Origin of the sequence: Leifsonia sp. A12D58, assembly GCF_047530025.1 — a bacterium.
GTDB lineage: Bacteria > Actinomycetota > Actinomycetes > Actinomycetales > Microbacteriaceae > Cryobacterium.
The window spans coordinates 310,097-326,984 of the sequence record NZ_JBLJAT010000003.1; the positions used below are offsets into that span (position 1 = coordinate 310,097).

Below are 16,888 nucleotides of genomic sequence, written 5' to 3' on the forward strand. Positions count from 1 at the left end.
AGTGAAAGGTCAAGCGGGGGTCGCCAGATATGAATATCTCGAAAACAGGAGTTTTCACCTCCGAAACATCGCGGAAACGTAGCTCCGTCACCGACCAGATCAAGGACTTCATCCTGACTAAAGGACTGAAGTCAGGAGACCTCATGCCCACAGAGGCTGAGATCTGCGCAGAACTGGGCGTGAGCCGCTCGAGCGTGCGCGAAGCGATCCGCACTCTGGCCGCACTCGACATCGTCGAGGTCAAGCATGGTTACGGCACCTACGTCGGCCAGCTCTCCCTTGCCCCGCTGGTCGAGGGCCTGGTGTTCCGTGGCGTGCTGCGTCCCCAGGACGACTTCGCCGCCCTGCGCGAGGTCATTGAAGTTCGCGAGGCTCTCGACCTGGTCATGGCGCCTCAGATCATCGAGGCACTGCACGGCAACACCGACGAGGTCCTGAAGAGCCTCGTATCGACGATGGTGACCAAATCTGAAACCGGCACCGGCTTCGCTGAAGAAGATCTGGCCTTCCACACCCGCCTGCTCGATTACCTCGACAACACCCTGGTCGGACAGCTTGTGACGGCATTCTGGGAGATCAACACCGTGCTCTACCCGAAGCTCGGCATCGCGCCGGCGGCTGACATCGATGACACGGCACGCGCTCATGGCGCCATGCTCGACGCGGCCATTGCCGGCGACCTCGACGCCTACCGTGAGGCAGTCGTTGCCCACTACCAGCCGCTGCGCCGGTCACTCGAAAAGGTGGCGCTGCGAAGCGCAACACCTGCGAGCTGACCGCCGCTGAACAACCTCAGCTAGCTGAGCGCACGCCGGGCGACGTCGAGCACGAGCAACTCGTCGTCGACGCCGCCACCCTCATGGCCGTTGAACGGCCAGACGGTGATCTCCTTGGCGCCCGCGTAGTTGTTGTACGCCCCGAAGATCGTTGATGGCGGGCAGATGGGGTCCATCAGCGCGGCGGAGAGCCACACCGGTGCGCTCGCCCGCTTGGCAAAGTTGACACCGTCGAAGTACGCCAGCGTGGTCATGACCGCCCCGACATCCTCGCGATACCAGGCGAGGTAGTTGGCGATCTCTTTGTAGGGGTTGCTGTCTGTGATCATGATTGCGCGCGGAAAGTCGCAGAGGAACGGCACGCGGGCGGCGACAGCAGCAAGCCCAGGGACGAGGCCGGCCACAGCGAGCGCAAGTCCACCACCCTGGCTGATACCGGTGATCATCGTGCGGGCGGCGTCGGTGAAAGGCAGCTCGGCGACGGCATCGACGAGGCGTACCGCGTCGACGATCAGTCGACGGTAGTAGTAGGTCTCCTTAGAGCCGATGCCCCTGGTCAGGAAACCGGGAACCTGCGGGCCGGAGCCGGACAGGTCGGGGGTGCTCCCCCGAGATCCGCTCCAGGCCTGCCCTCTGGTATCGAGTTCCAGGTGGGCGTAACCGGCCGAGGCCCAGAGCAGGTTCTCGATCGCGTCACCGCGGCCGCGGCCGTAGCCATGGAACTGCACGATCGTCGGCAGCGCGCCGGTTGTGCCGGCAGGAACCCGCAGCCACGCCTTGATCCGCTCGCCGTCATAGCCCGAGAACGTCACGTCGTAGACGTCGAGGGTCGCCAGCCCCGAATCGACTGGCTGCACCTCGACGTTGAGCGCGTGGCTCCTGGCCGACGCAAGGGTCTCGTCCCAGAACGTATCGAAGTCAGCAGGATCAACCTGTGCGCTTCGGTACTCGTACAACTGGGATTCGGGCAGGTCTAACAGCATTGACTGACTCTCTCGATGGGGCGGGCGCTCCGTCGGCGTGACGGGCGCTTTCGGCGTGACGGGCGGCGCTAGCGAACTGTATTGCGGAGGGTGCCGATCTCGGGAATCGTGATCGCCACCTCGTCGCCGGGCGTAACGACGGCCGCGGTGTTTGGCGACCCGGTCATGACGACGTCGCCGGGCTCCAGCGTCATCCAGCGGGTGACGTAGACAAGGGTGTCGACGACACGGGACGGCAGGTTGAACGTGCCGGAGCTCGCGACGACGGCGCCGTTGACCTCGACGATGATCTCGAGGTTCTCCGGGTCGGTGATTTCGGTCTCGATCCACGACCCGAGCGGCGTGTAGTTGATGCCCGACTTGCTCTCGAAGTTCTTGTTGTCGATGGCGTTGCGATCGCCGCTCGTCACGTCGTTCACGATCGTGTATCCCAGCACGTGCTCAAGCGCGTTCTCTGCGGTCAGGCGCGTCGCGGTGCGGCCGATGACGACGGCCAGCTCTCCCTCGACGACGACGGCTCCGGCATCCGGGGCAAGCACGATCGCGTCGCCATCGGCCGCAACTGTGCGCACCGACTTCAACCAGGCCTGGATCGGAAGCTTCGTTTCTGGGTCGGCGTTGTGGCCGATTCCGACGACGAGGCCAGGGGTGGTTGTGCGTGCGATCTTCACTCGAGTGTGCCTTTCAGCGGTTGGGGGATGTCTTCAGCGGCTCGTTCAGCCGCCCGGTCAGCAATTGTGGGCTTCGCAGCGCTGGGCGTGAGAACTGAAGCTGGCGCGCGTGTCACCCGCGGCGCGGGCGCCTCGTCTTCAAACAGGGCATCGCGGATGATCCGGCGCGGGTCGTACTGGCTGGGATTGAGCTTCTTCCAGTCGACCTCGTCGAACTCAGGGCCCATCTCGTCTTTCAGGCGATCCTTCGCGCCGTTCGCCATTTCCTTCGCCTTGCGCACGAACCGTCCGAGCAGCGCCGCGTAGTGCGGGATGCGCTCAGGGCCGAGCAGGAAGGCCGCGATGATCGCAATGATGGTGATCTTGTCGAAAGTCAAACCGAACACGGTGACTCCTCTCTCATTGACAGTTCGAGCGTCATCCGTGCTCTCACAGCATGCCCGCGAGCTCTGCATCGATACGGTCTGAGATCTTCTTCATGCGGCGATCGTGCAGCCAGGCGATGAACGCTGCGATGAAGTACAGGCAAATCATCGGCACAGCGAGGAGGAACATCGACATGACGTCGGCAGCCGGCGTTGCGATGGCGGTGAACATGATCACCACAAGAATTGCGATGCGCCACGAGGCGAGAATCGACTTCGCACTCACCACACCGGCGAAATTCATCAGCACAAGCACGACGGGCACGACGAAGGCGATGCCGATCGCCAGCACGAGCTTGAGCACAAAGTCGTAGTAGCCCTTCGCGCTGATGATCGCCGCCGAGTCCGACGGAGCGAATGACGTGAGCAGTGCGACCATATTCGGCAGCACCAGGAATCCTGCAGCGCAGCCGGCCAGGAACAGCGGCACAGCCGTCGCCACGAATCCGATTGCGTATTTCTTCTCCTTGGCCCGCAAGCCCGGCATCAAAAACGCCCAGACCTGATAGAGCCAGATCGGTGACGAGATGACGACACCGACGGTGATGGCGATCTGCATGCGCAGGTCGAACGCCTCAGAGATTGTGGTGAAGTTGAGCTCGGAGGAGCGGCCCTGCGCCTCGGCAATCGCGGTGATCGGCACGCGCAGCACGTCGAGCACTGATGCTGACAGAAACCAGCCGACAACCGCGCCGACGAGGATTCCTAGCGCTGCCCGAACGAGTCGCTTTCGAAACTCAATGAGATGCCCACCGAGCGACATTTTTCCGTCGCGGGCAGACTTCTCTTTAGTGAGAGTCGCCACGGCGGGTCAGGACTGGTGCTGAGCGGCGGTGGCAGGTGCGGTGACCGGCGTCGAAACGACAGTCGTTGAATCGGTCGCGTCGACCGGCTCGTCATCCTTGAGCGTCTTGACTTCGCTCTTGAAGATGCGCATCGACTGGCCGACGCTGCGGGCCAGGCCGGGGAGCTTGGGTGCGCCGAACAAAAGCAGAACAATCGCCAGGATGATGACCATGTGCCATCCGCTGAGGTTTCCGAGCATGATGCGCCTCTCTCGTAGATTTGCGTTCAGAACTTCATGGAATTGAACGTCTGACGTCATACGCTACCCGAATTGGTACCGTACGCAAGTGACTCTGGCGCATTGATCTATGAGCGGTCCATGATGACACCCACAGACGACTCCCCATTCGCTGTGCGATCTGCAATCCTCGAACACACGCTTTTCTTCACACAGAAAGGACAGCCTCGTCATGAGCACCCCCGATGTGTCTGAGGGACGTCGACCGCCGCGGTTCCCCAGCCTGCGTCGCTTCCTGCCCTCGCGCACAGGAATTGCGAACTCAGAGAAGACGGCGGCCGCGCTCCTCCTGCTGTTCACCGTTGCCGCCATCGTCTGGGCGAACTCTCCGTGGGCCGACACCTATCAGGAGTTCTGGGGCGCAACTGTCGACCTGCGAGTCGGCGACGTCAGCCTCGAGCTGACGTTTCGCGAGCTTGTCAACGATGCGCTGATGGCCTTCTTCTTCTTCACTGTCGGCCTCGAGGTGAAACACGAGTTCGTTGTCGGCGAGCTGACGGACAGATCTCGGGCGCTCGTGCCTGTGGTCGCAGCCGTCGCCGGCCTGCTCGTACCCGCCGGTATCTTCCTGCTCATCAATCCGACGGGTGAGAATGCACATGCCTGGGGCGTAGTCATTTCAACCGATACCGCGTTCCTGGTGGGAGCGCTTGCCCTCGTCGGACCAAAGTTTCCCGCCCGCCTGCGGGTCTTCCTGCTCACGCTTGCCGTCGTTGACGACATCGGAGCTCTCGCCGCCATCGCCATCTTCTACACAGACAACCTGCAGCTCACACCGATGATCGTCGCGGTCTGCCTGCTCGCGCTGATCGCACTTGTCCGTTATCTGCCCGTCGGCAGCGGACCCGCATACACGATCCTCGCTGTGGCACTCTGGTTCGCGCTCTATGCCGCGCACATCCACCCCACGCTGGCCGGCGTGGCAGTCGCCCTGCTCATTCCGGCTTACCCGCCCAGGCGCAGCGCTGTCGAGCGTTCGCTCGAGCTCGCGCAGGCATTCAGGCAATCGCCCAACCCCTCTTACGCCCAGGCGGCCACCAAGGGCCTCCGCGATTCGCTGTCGATCAACGACAGGCTGCAGGCCGCCTATGCGCCGTACATCACTTTTCTGGTTCTGCCGATCTTCGCCCTCGCCAATGCCGGAGTACGGCTGGACGAAGCCACTCTCAGCGCTGCCCTCACCTCCCCGCTCAGTTGGGGTATCGTCGCCGGTCTTGTACTTGGCAAGTTCATCGGGATCACCGGGGCCACGCTCGGCCTGCGTGCGCTGGGTCTCGGCACGCTCGCACCCGGCTTGAACCTGAGTCGTGTCGCAGGCGGCGCCGCGCTCTCAGGCATCGGCTTCACGATCGCGTTGTTCATCGTCGAGATCGCCATCCCCGATCCCGAACTGCAGGATGAAGCCCGCGTCGGAGTACTCACCGCATCCGTCATCGCGCTCATACTCGGCTGGGCGATATTTCGCATTACCGACCGACTCAACCCACCCATGGCGATCGGCGGCACTCTCGCTCGACCTGTCGACCCGGCGCGCGACCACATTCGCGGTAACCAGGATGCCCCGCTCACGCTTGTCGAGTACGGCGACTTCGAGTGCCCATTTTGCAGCAGGGCCACCGGCACCATCGATGAAGTGCGCGAGCACTTCGGTTCAGAGCTGCGATATGTCTGGCGGCATTTGCCCCTCGACCGGGTGCATCCACACGCGATCGAATCGGCGCGGGCCAGCGAGGCAGCGGCGCTGCAGGGCAAGTTCTTCGAGTTCGCACCAGTGATGTTCGCCAACCAGGATCACCTCGAGTTCGACGATCTTGTGCGCTATGCGGCGGGAGTCGGGCTCGACGTCGACAGGTTCATTGACGATATGCGTTCAGCCAGGGTGGTGAATCGCGTTCAGGATGATGTGCTGGATGCCGAATTCATGGACCTGCATTCGACTCCGACATTCTTCATCGGCGAGGCGCGTCACCACGGACCATATGACGCTCCGGTGCTGATCAGGGCACTCACCGATTTTCGTGAGCGGAACGACGATGGCGAGGCCGGCACCGGCACCGGCACCGGCACGATCGTCTAAGCGAATGCATTCACTCCAGTGAGTTGTGCCGCGTACTCCCACAGCTTTGCCGCGTCATCCGCATCAATGGCGTGAGCGTCAACGCCCGCAACCCTGGCTTCCGGGCTTCCGATCACGGTTGGCTCTGCGATGTCGCAGTCTTCGCAATACACGCCGCCCATACCGGCGAGCATCGGTGCGGTGGCGGCCCAGACAGAAGTCGCTGCGCCCTGCGCGGGGGATTTGAACCGTTCATTTACTGTGCCGTCTTCAGTCATCCAGCCGGACGCGACCATTTCTTCGCGCGGCAAGTGGCGCTGAAGCTCTGTCATGATTCCGCCGGGGTGTACGGCGAAGGCACGCACGCCGAATTCGGCACCGAGTGCGTCGAGCTGCACTGCAAGCAGGCTGTCTGCGGTCTTCGCCTGGCCATAGGCGAGCCATTTGTCATAGCCCGTCGTGAACTGCGGGTCATCAAAGCGGATGCCGGACAACTTGTGCCCCGTCGACGACAGCGATACCACCCGGGCACCGTTCTCCGCGGCAAGCGCCGGCCACAGCAGGTTCGTGAGGGCATAGTGCCCGAGGAAGTTGGTGGCGAACTGCGATTCCCAATGCGCTCCTACCCGCATTTCGGGAGAGGCCATGATCGCCGCATTGTTGATCAGGATGTCGAGGCTTCTGCCGGTGGCGAGGAACCGCTCGGCGAAGGCGCGCACGCTGTCAAGGTCAGCGAGGTCGAGCTCATCAACGGCCACCTCGGTCATTCCGCGTGCGTCGAGGGCGGCCCTGGCCACCTCTGGCCGGCGGGCCGGCACGATGACGGTGGCATGGGCATCCGTCAGCGCAGCGACAGTCTCCAGCCCCAACCCTGAGTAACCGCCGGTGACGATAACCACCGCTCCCGTGAGGTCGATGCCGTCGAGCACCTCACTGGCCGTGCTGCGCGCGTCAAACCCGGACTGGATACGGTGCTGCGGAGTGTTCATTGGGTGAGTGTAATCCAATCGGATCACAGGCGCCCTTATCTGGTCAGCACTGTATCTGGCCCTCACAATCCCCCGTGTGCAATAATCTGCGTATGGATGCAGATACGCAGGTATCGGAGTTCGGCGCCGACAGCGAGCTCAGCGCCGACAGCGAGCTCGGCGCCGACAGCGAGTATGTCGAGCTGGCCGTCGAAGTATTCTCGATGCTCGCCGATGCAACCAGGGTGCGGCTCGTCCTCGCGCTCCGCGACGACGAGATGTCGGTCAACAACCTGGCAGACAGCGTTGACAAGTCACCGGCTGCCGTCTCCCAGCACTTGGCGAAGATGCGCCTGGCCCGCATCGTCACCACCAGACAAGAAGGCACGCGGGTGTTCTATCGGCTGGCGAATGAGCACGTGAGCCAACTTGTAGCGGATGCGATCTTCCAGGCCGAGCACTCCCTGGGCGGCACTCCCCGCCACCACCACGCCTGACGTTCGCTAATCCCGTGATGAAGGGAATGCCGATCATGAGCCATGAACCCCATACGCACGAGCATGCGGATGACCACGGGCACGAGCATCCACACGGGCACGAGCATCCACACGGGCATGAGCATCCACACCAGCACGCACACCCCACCGGCATCCGCGGATTCTTCTACGGACTGTTCGTGCCGCACAGCCACGACGCAGCCGACTCAATCGACGATGCGATGGAGTCGAGTGCCAAGGGCATCCGGGCCGTCAAGATCAGCCTGGTCGGGCTCGGAATCACCGCGATCCTGCAACTCCTCGTGTTCGCCGCCAGTGGCTCGGTCGCGTTGCTGGCCGACACCATTCACAATTTCTCCGATGCCCTGACGGCCATTCCGTTGTGGATCGCGTTCGTGATCGGTCGACGAACGGCATCCCGGCGATACACCTATGGCTTCGGTCGGGCCGAAGACCTCGCTGGCCTGTTCATCGTCGCGATGATCGCCTTCTCTGCGGCGTTCGCCGGCTACGAATCGATCACCAGGCTGATCAACCCCCAGCCGCTCACCAATCTTGGCTGGGTGCTCGTTGCCGGGGTCATCGGATTCATCGGCAACGAACTCATTGCGATCTATCGCATCCGTGTCGGCAGGCAGATCGGCTCGGCAGCGTTGATCGCAGACGGCGTACACGCGCGCACAGACGGATTCACCTCGCTCGCCGTCGTCGTCGGCGTCGTGGGTGTCTGGCTGGGATTTCCGCTGGCCGACCCGATCATCGGCCTGGTGATCACCGCGGCCATCGCCGTTCTGCTCTGGGGAACTGCCCGCGACATCGGTCGCCGCCTGCTCGACGGCGTCGACCCGGCACTTGTCGATCGTGCAGAAGCGACGCTTCTGCAGGTTCCGGGCGTGGCCGGAGTCAACGCCATCCGGCTGCGTTGGAGCGGCCACCGACTTCATCTGGCTGCCACCGTCACCACCGACGGGTCGGTGTCGGTCGCCGACTTTCATCAAATGGAACATGCGGCAGCCGACGCCCTGCGGCCGACGCTCTCTGGACTCGACTCAGTTGTCTTGAACCCGGTGCCCGTCGGGCATCCGGCCTAGCTACCCCTGCAGCCCGAGCCGCACGTTGCGTGGCAACGAGGCGACGACTATTGCATGTGACTCGGCGATCAGTTCTAGAACATGATCGCCAGGCACCGAGCCGTCGAGCTGCACTGTCACCCAGTGCTTTTTGTTCATGTGGTAACCGGGGCCGATGCCGTCAACGCTCTTCACGAGCCGCGGCACGTTCTCCGGCAGTGCTTTCACAGTGATCGAGGGCTTATCTGTATTGGAGCTCTCAATCGAAAACACCTTGCCGGCCACCTTGAAAACGCGAGTCTCTGGCCCGAACGGATACATCTCTTCGGCCCCGTTGAGGTCGTGAAGAAACGCGGTCAGCTGTTCGGGCGTCAACATGTCACTCCAATGAGAATTAATTCGTGGTGACCCCCATGCTATGACCACGGGGCGACATCGCATCGGCGTCTCGATCCCCCGCTCCTCGGCTGGTCGCGCATGCTTCGCGAGTCGGTTCGAGATAGGGTGCTTGAGGTCGTCGTCGCACGCGGTCGAGCTCACGCGACGCCGAATCAAGAGCACCGAAAGCGAGTTTCATGCCGGGAATCCCCACCACCCGCGACGCCGTTCGCGCAGTTTGGGACAACGCCGCACTCGAGTACAGCGGAGTCACCGACAAGGTGACCGCAGGGTTGGTATTGACCGGCCTGCTTGAAGCGGCCCTCAACGTGCTTCACTACCGCAAGCTGGCCTGGGAGCCGGATTCCATCCAGCTGGTGTCCTGCGATCCCGCGAGTTACCTGCGCTATCAGGCCGCCAACGACCATGTGGCGGATGTCTCCCTGTTGCTCTCGCAGGCGATCTCGGCTCACGCCGCCAACGGCACCTCACTGCACGACATCACCGGCGAGATGCCGCCATGGAAAAGCATGCGCATCCTCATCCTCTCCACTGGCGTGGACGCCACGTTCAACCGCCTCGACCTCGACCCTGAGGGCGAGTGCAAGGTGTCATGGCACGGTCAGTTCGACACGGTTCAGTTCACCGAGATCGCCGCCGGATTTGCGGCATTCGTCACGCACATCGTCGCAAACGTCTTTGATGACGATGACGGCAAGGAGACGTTCGAGGAGTCATTCGACTGGGTCGTTTAGACCGGTCGCTCAGGGAGCGGCGTGGTCAGCGTCGTACTGGTTGATGAGTCCCCTGGCGATCGCATCCCAGTCAGAGCCGAACAAAAACGCGTCGTCGTCGCTGGGCGTGTAACCGTTGTAGACGGGGTCGTTAGACTCACCTGACGCGCTCTCGACGGCAAGCGTCCCATAGAGCACACCTGTCCCGCTCCGAATCTGCCAGTGTGCGTGGTCCGTCTGGTCAAGCGCGAACGTTCGCCCTTTGTGTTCGAAGTGGGCGGGTGGACGGTTTGCGAGTTCAGAAATACTCACCGTTTCAGCACTGCGTGCCGCATCGGTGCTTCGCGATTCGTCGGTCGCCTCCATCACATTCGTTCCGTCAGACAGCACTGGCGAGATCAGCCCGAAGACGTTCCCGTCGGGGTCGAGCAGGTAACCGACCCGACCGATGCCCTCCATATCGTCAAGTGGCATCGCCTCATGCGCACCGAGCCTGATCCCTTCAGCAAAGGAGAGATCGGCGTCATCGACTCCCACGACGATGTTGCAGCCGTTGACCGGCGCACCTGTTTCAGGTTTCGGACCTCGGCGCTGGGTCAGCCCGCCGTTGATGCCGATGCCAGGCGTATCCATGCCGATCGAGCCTTCACCCGTATCGATCGCCCAGTACGACATGTCGCCGAATTGGGTGAATCGCCAGCCGAACAGCCTCGAGTAGAAGGTGATGAGCACCTGCGGCTCTGAGCCGTGGATCTCGAAATGAACGACGAGACTAGACATGATGCCTCCTTGCGCACGTTGCCCTCAGGGTACGCCCGGAGGTGTCGAACGACGAGAGTGACCTGGCGGTGCACTACATCCACTTGCGACGCTTGAAGATCACATAGAGCAGCGCACCGAAGCCGACCATCGCGGTGACAGCCATCGGGTAGCCGAATGCCCAGTGCAGCTCGGGCATATCGTCGAAGTTCATGCCGTAGACGGCCGCGATCAGGGTGGGAGCAAAGAGGATGGCCGCCCATCCCGAGATCTTCTTCATGTCTTCGTTCTGGCGCTGGGTAACGAGCGTGGCGTTGACGTTCAGGATCTGCGAGAGGGCGTCGCGGTACTCGGTCACCAGGGTGTGAGCGCGAGTGAGGTGGTCAGAGACGTCCTGAAGGTAGGTCTGCAGTTCATCCGGAATCTCGTACTTGCCGAACCCGCCGCCGAGCGCCTTGAGCACCTCGGTAAGCGAGGACGTCGCATGCTGCATGTCGATGACCTCCTGGCTCAGCCGGTAGATACGTTCGGCTACCGCCGCATCTCCGCTGAATACCTGCCGCTCGATCTGCTCCTTATCGATCGCGAGCCCCTGAAGCACCGGGGCATAGCCATCGACGATGGCATCCAACAGGCTGTAGACCACTGCCTCCGGACCGAGTCGGAGTAGCTTTTCGTCAGTCAGCAGCAGACGTTCGTGTCTGTCGGGGCTCGTGAGCTGGTCCTCGTTGAAACGCATCCCGTCCGTGCCGTCGATCCAGCGCTTGTCCTGGCACAGCACCGCGACAGCATCAGGACGCACCAGAAAGTGGAACTCGGCGAAGTCCACTTCCTCGGCCTCATCGATGTAGCGCGCCGAGCGCACGACCAGAAAGAGTACGTCACCGTAGCGTTCGAGCTTGGGACGCTGGTGGGCGTGCAGGAGGTCTTCAACGAGCACGGGGTGCAGCTCCCACGCTTCTGCCAACTCGGTGATGGACTCCGCAGTAGGCGCCGGATAGAAGAACGTTGTCATGCGATTCGGCGCTGACTCGGCGAAGGCAAGTCCGTCGGCGATTGTCGCTCCCTCAGGCGGTCGCGAGACGCGTCCGTCAGTGAAGTAGCGGGTCAGATGCGGGGCAGTGTGCGGCTCAGTAGCCTTCTTACTCGACGAGCGTCGCCGGAGCAGATCCAGTCGACGGGATGCGGGATCGTTGCGTCGTTGAGTCATTGGTCACTTCTGCTTCCTGGCACGAGAATTTCCTGAATCGCCGGTGCGCTGATGCGGACTATTGCCGCAGTATCTGCCTCGGTGAGGAGGGGTACTCCGATGATGCGTCGGCTGGTAACCAAGCCCACAAGCATTGCTGACGCGAGGCCAGCCCTGAGCGCGGTCTCTGAGTCGTCAGCGGCCCTCCCCTGGGCACCCTCAAGCAGCCGGGATTGGATGAAATCTGCGAGCTGCGAGCTGGCATTGTCGTTGACGATAGCTCCGCGCAACATGGCCATCAGGGGCTCCGAATCCTCCGGTGCGCCCTCCCACGCCTGCAGGTAGGCCTGAACGACGCGTTCTCCGAGATTCTCGTCAGGGCCATCGAAGGCAGTGTCGAACAGTTCAAGGACAGATGACGGAATCGACATGACTGCAGCGAACAGCTCGTCCTTCGACCGAAAGAACTGCATCACTTGAGAGGCGTCAACCTTGGCGTCTGAGGCGATGTTTCGGATAGTCGTTCCCGTGAAGCCCTCGGTGGCAAACCGTTTGCGTGCGGCTTCGAGAACAGTTTTCCGGGTGCTCTCAGTGCCGGAGGGACGCCCGCGGCGTCGCCCAGGGTGAGTCATTTCCTGCGCGGTCATGACACTAGCCTACCTCCGATTCACCAATATATAAACATGCGTTGATTTAATGCCGAGTTCGACGTACGCTGAGCCCGGCACAGTAATCCGTGCCCCGCTCGAGACCCGAGGAGTTCGTAATGAGCACTGACCAAAGAATGTTTGTACCGTCGCACCCGCTACCCGCTGATCGGACCGGAACCCTAACTGCTTTCGATCCGGGTACCCGCACTCTTGAAGCCGGCTACCGGGTTGCACCTCAGTTCCGGGCGCTGCCCGTTGATATCGTCTTCGAGAAAGACGTTCCTGTGGTTCTGCGGGACGGCGTGACGATCCACGTTGACGTATTCCGACCTGCCGGAATGGACAAGGTTCCGGTCATCGTTGCCTGGAGTCCTTACGGCAAAGGCCAGGGCACATCCGCCAGCGTCATGGGCGTCTTCGGACTTGTCGGACTCGGCAACGACATCGTCTCTGGCCTGGAGAAATTTGAAGGCCCCGATCCGGCGTATTGGTGCGAACAAGGGTATGCAATTTGCAACCCGGACATCCGCGGGGTCGTCGACTCCGACGGCGATAGCGTCTTGTGGGATCGGCAGGAAGGCCGGGATTGCCACGATCTGATCGAGTGGCTGGCCGAGCAGGAATGGTGTTCTGGAAAGGTCGGCATGAGCGGCACCTCCTACCTCGCCGTCTCGCAGTGGTTCACCGCAGCCGAGCAGCCGCCCCACCTCGCCGCAATCAATCCTTGGGAGGGCGTCAGTGATGTCTACCGCGATCTGGTGATGCGCGGCGGCATGCCCGATATCGGATTTGCCAGCACCTTGCAGAACAACAGCTTCTGGGGCAAGAACGAGAAGGAAGACATCCTGGCCGAGGCAGAGCGCTACCCGCTGATGACTGAACTGTGGCAGAACAAGATCCCGGAATTCGACCGGATAAACGTGCCGGCATACGTGGTAGCCAGCTACTCGAACACCCTCCACACTGCCGGGACGTTCCGCGCCTGGCGTCGGATGGCCTCCGAGCAGAAATGGCTTCGAATCCACAACGGCCAGGAGTGGCCGGACTACTACGACGAAAACAATGTCGAGGACCTGCGCCGCTTCTTCGACCGTTTCCTGAAGGACGAAGACAACCAATGGGAGAAGACCCCCCACGTGCGGTACTCCCTGCTCGATCTTGAGGGCGGCGACCAGGTCAACGTCGGCGCGGAGGCTTTTCCCCCGGCGGACGTGACCTCCACGAAGTATTACCTCGACGGACGCTCACGAGCCTTGACCACGGTGGCACCCGCACCCGAAGCCTCGGCCATGTACGCCGTCGGGGCCAACCCGGATATGGCATCCTTCGTGACACGTTTTGACCAGGAGACGGTGCTGGTCGGCTACCCCAAAGCCCATCTCTGGGTTGAGGCTCGGGGTTCTGATGACATGGACGTCTTCGTCCTGGTGCAGAAACTCGACGCATTCGGTACGCCGCTGCAACAGTTCACCGTTCCCAATCAGAGCGCGATGATTCACGATCTCACCGAACGCGGCGGCTCGATCCTTCGCTACAAGGGTTCAGACGGTCGGCTGCGAGTCTCACTCCGAAACCTGGATGGGACCGAATCGACCCCGGACAACCCTGTACATAGCTTCGACCGGATCGAGAAGCTCGCACCGGGCCAGATCGTGGACATCGAGATTGATTTGCTGCCTATCGGACTTGTCTTCCATCCGGGTGAGCAGATCCGTTTCATCGTCAGCGGTCGAAGCCTGTTGGGACCGATGATGCCCGGGACGCGCGAGTATGTGCCTGCCAATAGCGGGCAGCACGTCATTCACACGGGCGGTAATCACGCCTCGTACCTGCAGCTTCCGATCAAGGCTCACTGAATCCAGTGCGTCACGCCGTAGCCTCACCCGCACGTGTGGCTACGGCGTCCACCACGGCCGCAGCGGCAGGTTGCCGACCCCACCGAACTCGTCTGGCTTGACCGCAAGCACCTGGTGCAACTGGATGCCATCGCTCTCGAACGCGAGCCGCGAACCCGCCATGTACAGCCCCCACACCTTTGCCGTGGGAAGCCCGACCTCGGCGACGGCTTCATCCCAGTGTTCGACGAGATTGGCGCACCAGTCACGAAGCGTCATCCCGTAGTGCTGGCGCAGGTTCTCCTCGTGCAGCACCTCCAGGCCCACGTCCTGCGCTTCAGCGATGATGCGGCCAGAGCCGGTGAGTTCACCATCGGGAAAAACGTAGCGGTCGATGAATCCCCTGGCCGCTGCCTTGCTCTGATTGTCTGGCCGCGTGATGCAGTGGTTGAGCAGCAGTCCCCCTGTGCTCAGCCGCGACTGCAAGAACTCGAAGTACGCCGGATAGTTGCGCACCCCGATGTGCTCAAGCAGCCCGATCGACGAGACCGCGTCGAATCCGGCCTCTCGGATGTCGCGGTAGTCGCCAAAGCGCACTTGGGCAAAGTCGGCCAGCCCCTCGTCGGAGATTGCCCGATTGGCCCACTCAGTCTGCTGCTCAGACAGAGTGACGCCGATGGCCGTCACCCCGCGGCGTGCGGCGTAGCGCACCATTCCGCCCCAGCCGCATCCGACATCCAGCAGCCTGTCGCCCGGCTTCAGCCTCAGCTTCTCGAACACCAGTCGATACTTGTTCTCTTGAGCGTCATCAAGCGGGGCGTCTGCGCTCGGGTAGCACGCACAGGTATAGGTCATGGTCGGGCCGAGCACCCACTCGTAGAAGGTGTTCGAGACGTCGTAGTGGTGGTGGATTGCGTCGGCGTCTCGCCCCTTGCTGTGCCGCAGTCCGCTGGCGGCACGGCGCCAGCGCGGTGGCGCCTCCTGTGGCGGAGGTGCGATGGGACGCAGATGGCTCACACCGATTGAGCGGATGATGTCAGCCATCACCCGCGGGGGTGGCATCGTGAAGACCAGCTCTCCGGCGAGCGCCTTCAGCAGCTCGTACGGGTCGCCAGGATGTACGCCGTGCACCTCGAGGTCTCCGGAAATATATGCCCGTGCCAGGCCGAGATCGCCGCGACCCGTGGCCAGGTAGGTCGTTCCGCGCGGTGACTTCAGCTCGATGCCAAGCCGCGCATCGGTCGGACCGGCCGAGCTCCCGTCGTAAGCGGTGAATCGCAACGGGAGCCTGCCGCCAGCCAGGATCTCCAGGACCTGCGCGAGGGTGAGCTTGCCCGTGGGTTCATCCCCGCGCTTCGTCACTCCGTGCTTCCCTTCCTGTTGCGATTGCTCTGGCATCTGTTCCTTGTACGTTGTCATCGTCGCTGCACCGCCTTTGCGTAGAGGCCAAGGAGCCGTGAGTCTGGGTCGTACCGCTTCTTCACAGCGCGATACGTCTCACCGCCATAGAGTTCGTCGAATTCTTCCGGCGAGTAGTAGGAATCGGAGTAGAGCGATTTGTGTCCGTCGAGTTCGCTGACCCTGCGCTCAATCAGGCGATTCGTCTGCCCCTCGTGTTCCCCCACCGGCACCGTCGCCCAGAAGCCGACGTTGACATAGGTCTGGTTCGGCTTGATCGGGTACAGCGGCCAACCATCACCGGCGGCATCACGCAGGCGCAGCGGGCAGAGCCAGATCGGCTCGATCGGCACGGTGTCCAGGAACCACTCCAGGTACTCAGCGCACCGGCCGATTGGAACTTCGACATCCTGCACGACGCGTTCGCGCGGCGGTCGACCGTTGCGCTTCTCGATGCGGTCGCCGATCTGAAACCGCTGCTCGTACTTCATCAGCGTTGAGTAGAAGCTGCTGCTGCGATATCGCTTGGGCCAGATGCGGCGAATGCGGGGATTCTGAGCGCCGAATGGCTTCGAACACCAGAACCAGTCGGTGTCCCACCGCCACAGATAGTCGTGGATGGCGAGGCGGTCATCCGTTATGCCGTTGCCATGCTGGATCGAGCGGTAGTAGATCTGCTGACCGGTGTAGTCGCTGACCGGTCCTGGCGAATCAGTCTGCACTCCCACACAGAGGTAGCTCTCGTCGGCGCTGAACACCACGCCGTCGAGGTAGTCGATGGCCACCCCGTCGAGTCGACCGGTCTGGGTGATGCGGCCCATTGCCGTGACCAGGTCGGTGAGGCCATGGAAGCGCAGATGCCGAAGCGCGACGAATTGCTTGACGGGCTCCAGCTCGATACGCAGGCGCACCGCGTAGCCCAGCGTGCCGTAGGAGTTGGGAAAGGCGCGGAACAGATCTGCGTGTTCGGTGGGCGAGGCGGTGAGCAGTTCCCCTGCACCGGTGAGGATGTCCATGTCGAGTACCGACTCGTGCGGCAGCCCACTGCGGAACGAGCTCGATTCGATACCGAGGCCGGTGACGGCACCACCGAGCGTGATTGTCTTCAGTTGCGGCACGACAAGCGGCGCCAGCCCGTACTGCAGCGTGGCAGCAACAAGGTCATCGTAGGTGCACATGCCGGCGACATCCGCTGTTCGTGCTTGCGGATCGATGGCGATGACATCCGTCAGCCCCGAGGTGTCGAGGCCCTTGGCATGCGTCTTGGTGCGGGTGCGGAACAGGTTCGACGTTGGCTTGGCCAGCCGCACCGACTCGGTCGCTGGCACTGCCCGGTAGCTCGCGAGGAGCCGCTGCACACCCTGGGCGTGAGCGACTTGTGTATCAGCTGGAGCAACGGACACGTCTCAACGCTA

Annotated in this window: 18 protein-coding genes; 6 read left to right on the forward strand and 12 right to left on the reverse strand. The window is 62.4% G+C overall.

The genetic code is table 11. The features are described 5' to 3' along the window. Positions 1-29: 29 nt before the first annotated feature. Positions 30-776: a FadR/GntR family transcriptional regulator gene (locus ACMT3I_RS09775; protein WP_414804296.1), complete on the forward strand. Its 747-nt coding sequence runs from the start codon at positions 30-32 to the stop codon at positions 774-776. A gap of 20 nt (positions 777-796) precedes the next feature. Here the strand turns inward: ACMT3I_RS09775 and ACMT3I_RS09780 are convergent, their stop codons facing one another. The 5 genes from ACMT3I_RS09780 to tatA form a co-directional block, all read right to left on the reverse strand. Next, positions 797-1,759, reverse strand: a complete 963-nt coding sequence (locus ACMT3I_RS09780) for an acetylxylan esterase (protein ID WP_414804297.1) — start codon at positions 1,757-1,759, stop codon at positions 797-799. A gap of 68 nt (positions 1,760-1,827) precedes the next feature. After that, positions 1,828-2,430, reverse strand: coding sequence for a fumarylacetoacetate hydrolase family protein (locus ACMT3I_RS09785; protein WP_414804298.1), 603 nt, complete (start codon positions 2,428-2,430; stop codon positions 1,828-1,830). Then, positions 2,427-2,816 carry a Sec-independent protein translocase TatB gene (locus tag ACMT3I_RS09790; RefSeq protein ID WP_414804299.1) on the reverse strand — a complete coding sequence of 130 codons (390 nt, stop codon included), beginning with the start codon at positions 2,814-2,816 and terminating at the stop codon, positions 2,427-2,429. Before ACMT3I_RS09790 ends, ACMT3I_RS09785 begins: the two co-directional genes overlap by 4 nt. Positions 2,817-2,859: 43 nt before the next feature. Further along, a complete protein-coding gene (gene tatC, locus ACMT3I_RS09795) occupies positions 2,860-3,660 on the reverse strand; it encodes a twin-arginine translocase subunit TatC (protein WP_414804300.1) in 801 nt (266 codons plus the stop codon). Positions 3,661-3,666: 6 nt separating this feature from the next. Further along, positions 3,667-3,900, reverse strand: a complete 234-nt coding sequence (gene tatA, locus ACMT3I_RS09800; protein WP_414804301.1) for a Sec-independent protein translocase subunit TatA — start codon at positions 3,898-3,900, stop codon at positions 3,667-3,669. Between the two features lie 211 nt (positions 3,901-4,111). Here tatA and nhaA point away from each other — a divergent pair, with 211 nt between their 5' ends. Beyond that, positions 4,112-6,016, forward strand: coding sequence for a Na+/H+ antiporter NhaA (nhaA, locus tag ACMT3I_RS09805; RefSeq protein WP_414804302.1), 1,905 nt, complete (start codon positions 4,112-4,114; stop codon positions 6,014-6,016). Here the strand turns inward: nhaA and ACMT3I_RS09810 are convergent. Next, positions 6,013-6,984: an SDR family NAD(P)-dependent oxidoreductase gene (locus tag ACMT3I_RS09810; RefSeq protein WP_414804303.1), complete on the reverse strand. Its 972-nt coding sequence runs from the start codon at positions 6,982-6,984 to the stop codon at positions 6,013-6,015. The two genes, nhaA and ACMT3I_RS09810, sit on opposite strands and share 4 nt — an antisense overlap. 92 nt (positions 6,985-7,076) lie before the next feature. Between ACMT3I_RS09810 and ACMT3I_RS09815 the strand changes: the two genes are divergently transcribed. Then, on the forward strand, positions 7,077-7,460 hold the full coding sequence (locus ACMT3I_RS09815; RefSeq protein ID WP_414804304.1) for an ArsR/SmtB family transcription factor: 384 nt from the start codon (positions 7,077-7,079) through the stop codon (positions 7,458-7,460). 35 nt (positions 7,461-7,495) lie between these two features. After that, complete coding sequence (locus tag ACMT3I_RS09820; RefSeq protein ID WP_414804305.1) at positions 7,496-8,551, forward strand: cation diffusion facilitator family transporter; 1,056 nt, start codon at positions 7,496-7,498, stop codon at positions 8,549-8,551. On the opposite strand, the gene ACMT3I_RS09825 is transcribed toward ACMT3I_RS09820, so the two are convergent. Then, the gene (locus ACMT3I_RS09825; protein WP_414804306.1) at positions 8,552-8,908 is read right to left on the reverse strand and encodes an MmcQ/YjbR family DNA-binding protein; all 357 of its coding nucleotides are present in this window, start codon (positions 8,906-8,908) and stop codon (positions 8,552-8,554) included. It lies immediately after the preceding gene. Between the two features lie 197 nt (positions 8,909-9,105). On the opposite strand from ACMT3I_RS09825, the gene ACMT3I_RS09830 reads away from it, so the two are divergent. Further along, positions 9,106-9,663 carry a hypothetical protein gene (locus tag ACMT3I_RS09830; protein ID WP_414804307.1) on the forward strand — a complete coding sequence of 186 codons (558 nt, stop codon included), beginning with the start codon at positions 9,106-9,108 and terminating at the stop codon, positions 9,661-9,663. 9 nt (positions 9,664-9,672) lie between these two features. Here ACMT3I_RS09830 and ACMT3I_RS09835 read toward each other — a convergent pair whose 3' ends face one another. The 3 genes from ACMT3I_RS09835 to ACMT3I_RS09845 form a co-directional block, all read right to left on the reverse strand. Continuing rightward, complete coding sequence (locus tag ACMT3I_RS09835) at positions 9,673-10,422, reverse strand: VOC family protein (protein WP_414804308.1); 750 nt, start codon at positions 10,420-10,422, stop codon at positions 9,673-9,675. Positions 10,423-10,495: 73 nt separating this feature from the next. After that, positions 10,496-11,611 (reverse strand): magnesium and cobalt transport protein CorA, encoded by a 1,116-nt coding sequence (locus ACMT3I_RS09840; RefSeq protein WP_414804309.1) that lies wholly within the window; start codon positions 11,609-11,611, stop codon positions 10,496-10,498. Continuing rightward, positions 11,608-12,237, reverse strand: coding sequence for a TetR family transcriptional regulator (locus tag ACMT3I_RS09845; RefSeq protein WP_414804310.1), 630 nt, complete (start codon positions 12,235-12,237; stop codon positions 11,608-11,610). Before ACMT3I_RS09845 ends, ACMT3I_RS09840 begins: the two co-directional genes overlap by 4 nt. Before the next feature lie 119 nt (positions 12,238-12,356). Between ACMT3I_RS09845 and ACMT3I_RS09850 the strand changes: the two genes are divergently transcribed. After that, on the forward strand, positions 12,357-14,096 hold the full coding sequence (locus tag ACMT3I_RS09850; RefSeq protein WP_414804311.1) for a CocE/NonD family hydrolase: 1,740 nt from the start codon (positions 12,357-12,359) through the stop codon (positions 14,094-14,096). Between the two features lie 39 nt (positions 14,097-14,135). Here the strand turns inward: ACMT3I_RS09850 and ACMT3I_RS09855 are convergent, their stop codons facing one another. Next, a complete protein-coding gene (locus ACMT3I_RS09855; protein ID WP_414804312.1) occupies positions 14,136-15,437 on the reverse strand; it encodes a class I SAM-dependent methyltransferase in 1,302 nt (433 codons plus the stop codon). Positions 15,438-15,490: 53 nt separating this feature from the next. Further along, a complete protein-coding gene (locus ACMT3I_RS09860; protein ID WP_414804313.1) occupies positions 15,491-16,876 on the reverse strand; it encodes an FAD-binding oxidoreductase in 1,386 nt (461 codons plus the stop codon). Positions 16,877-16,888: the final 12 nt, after the last annotated feature.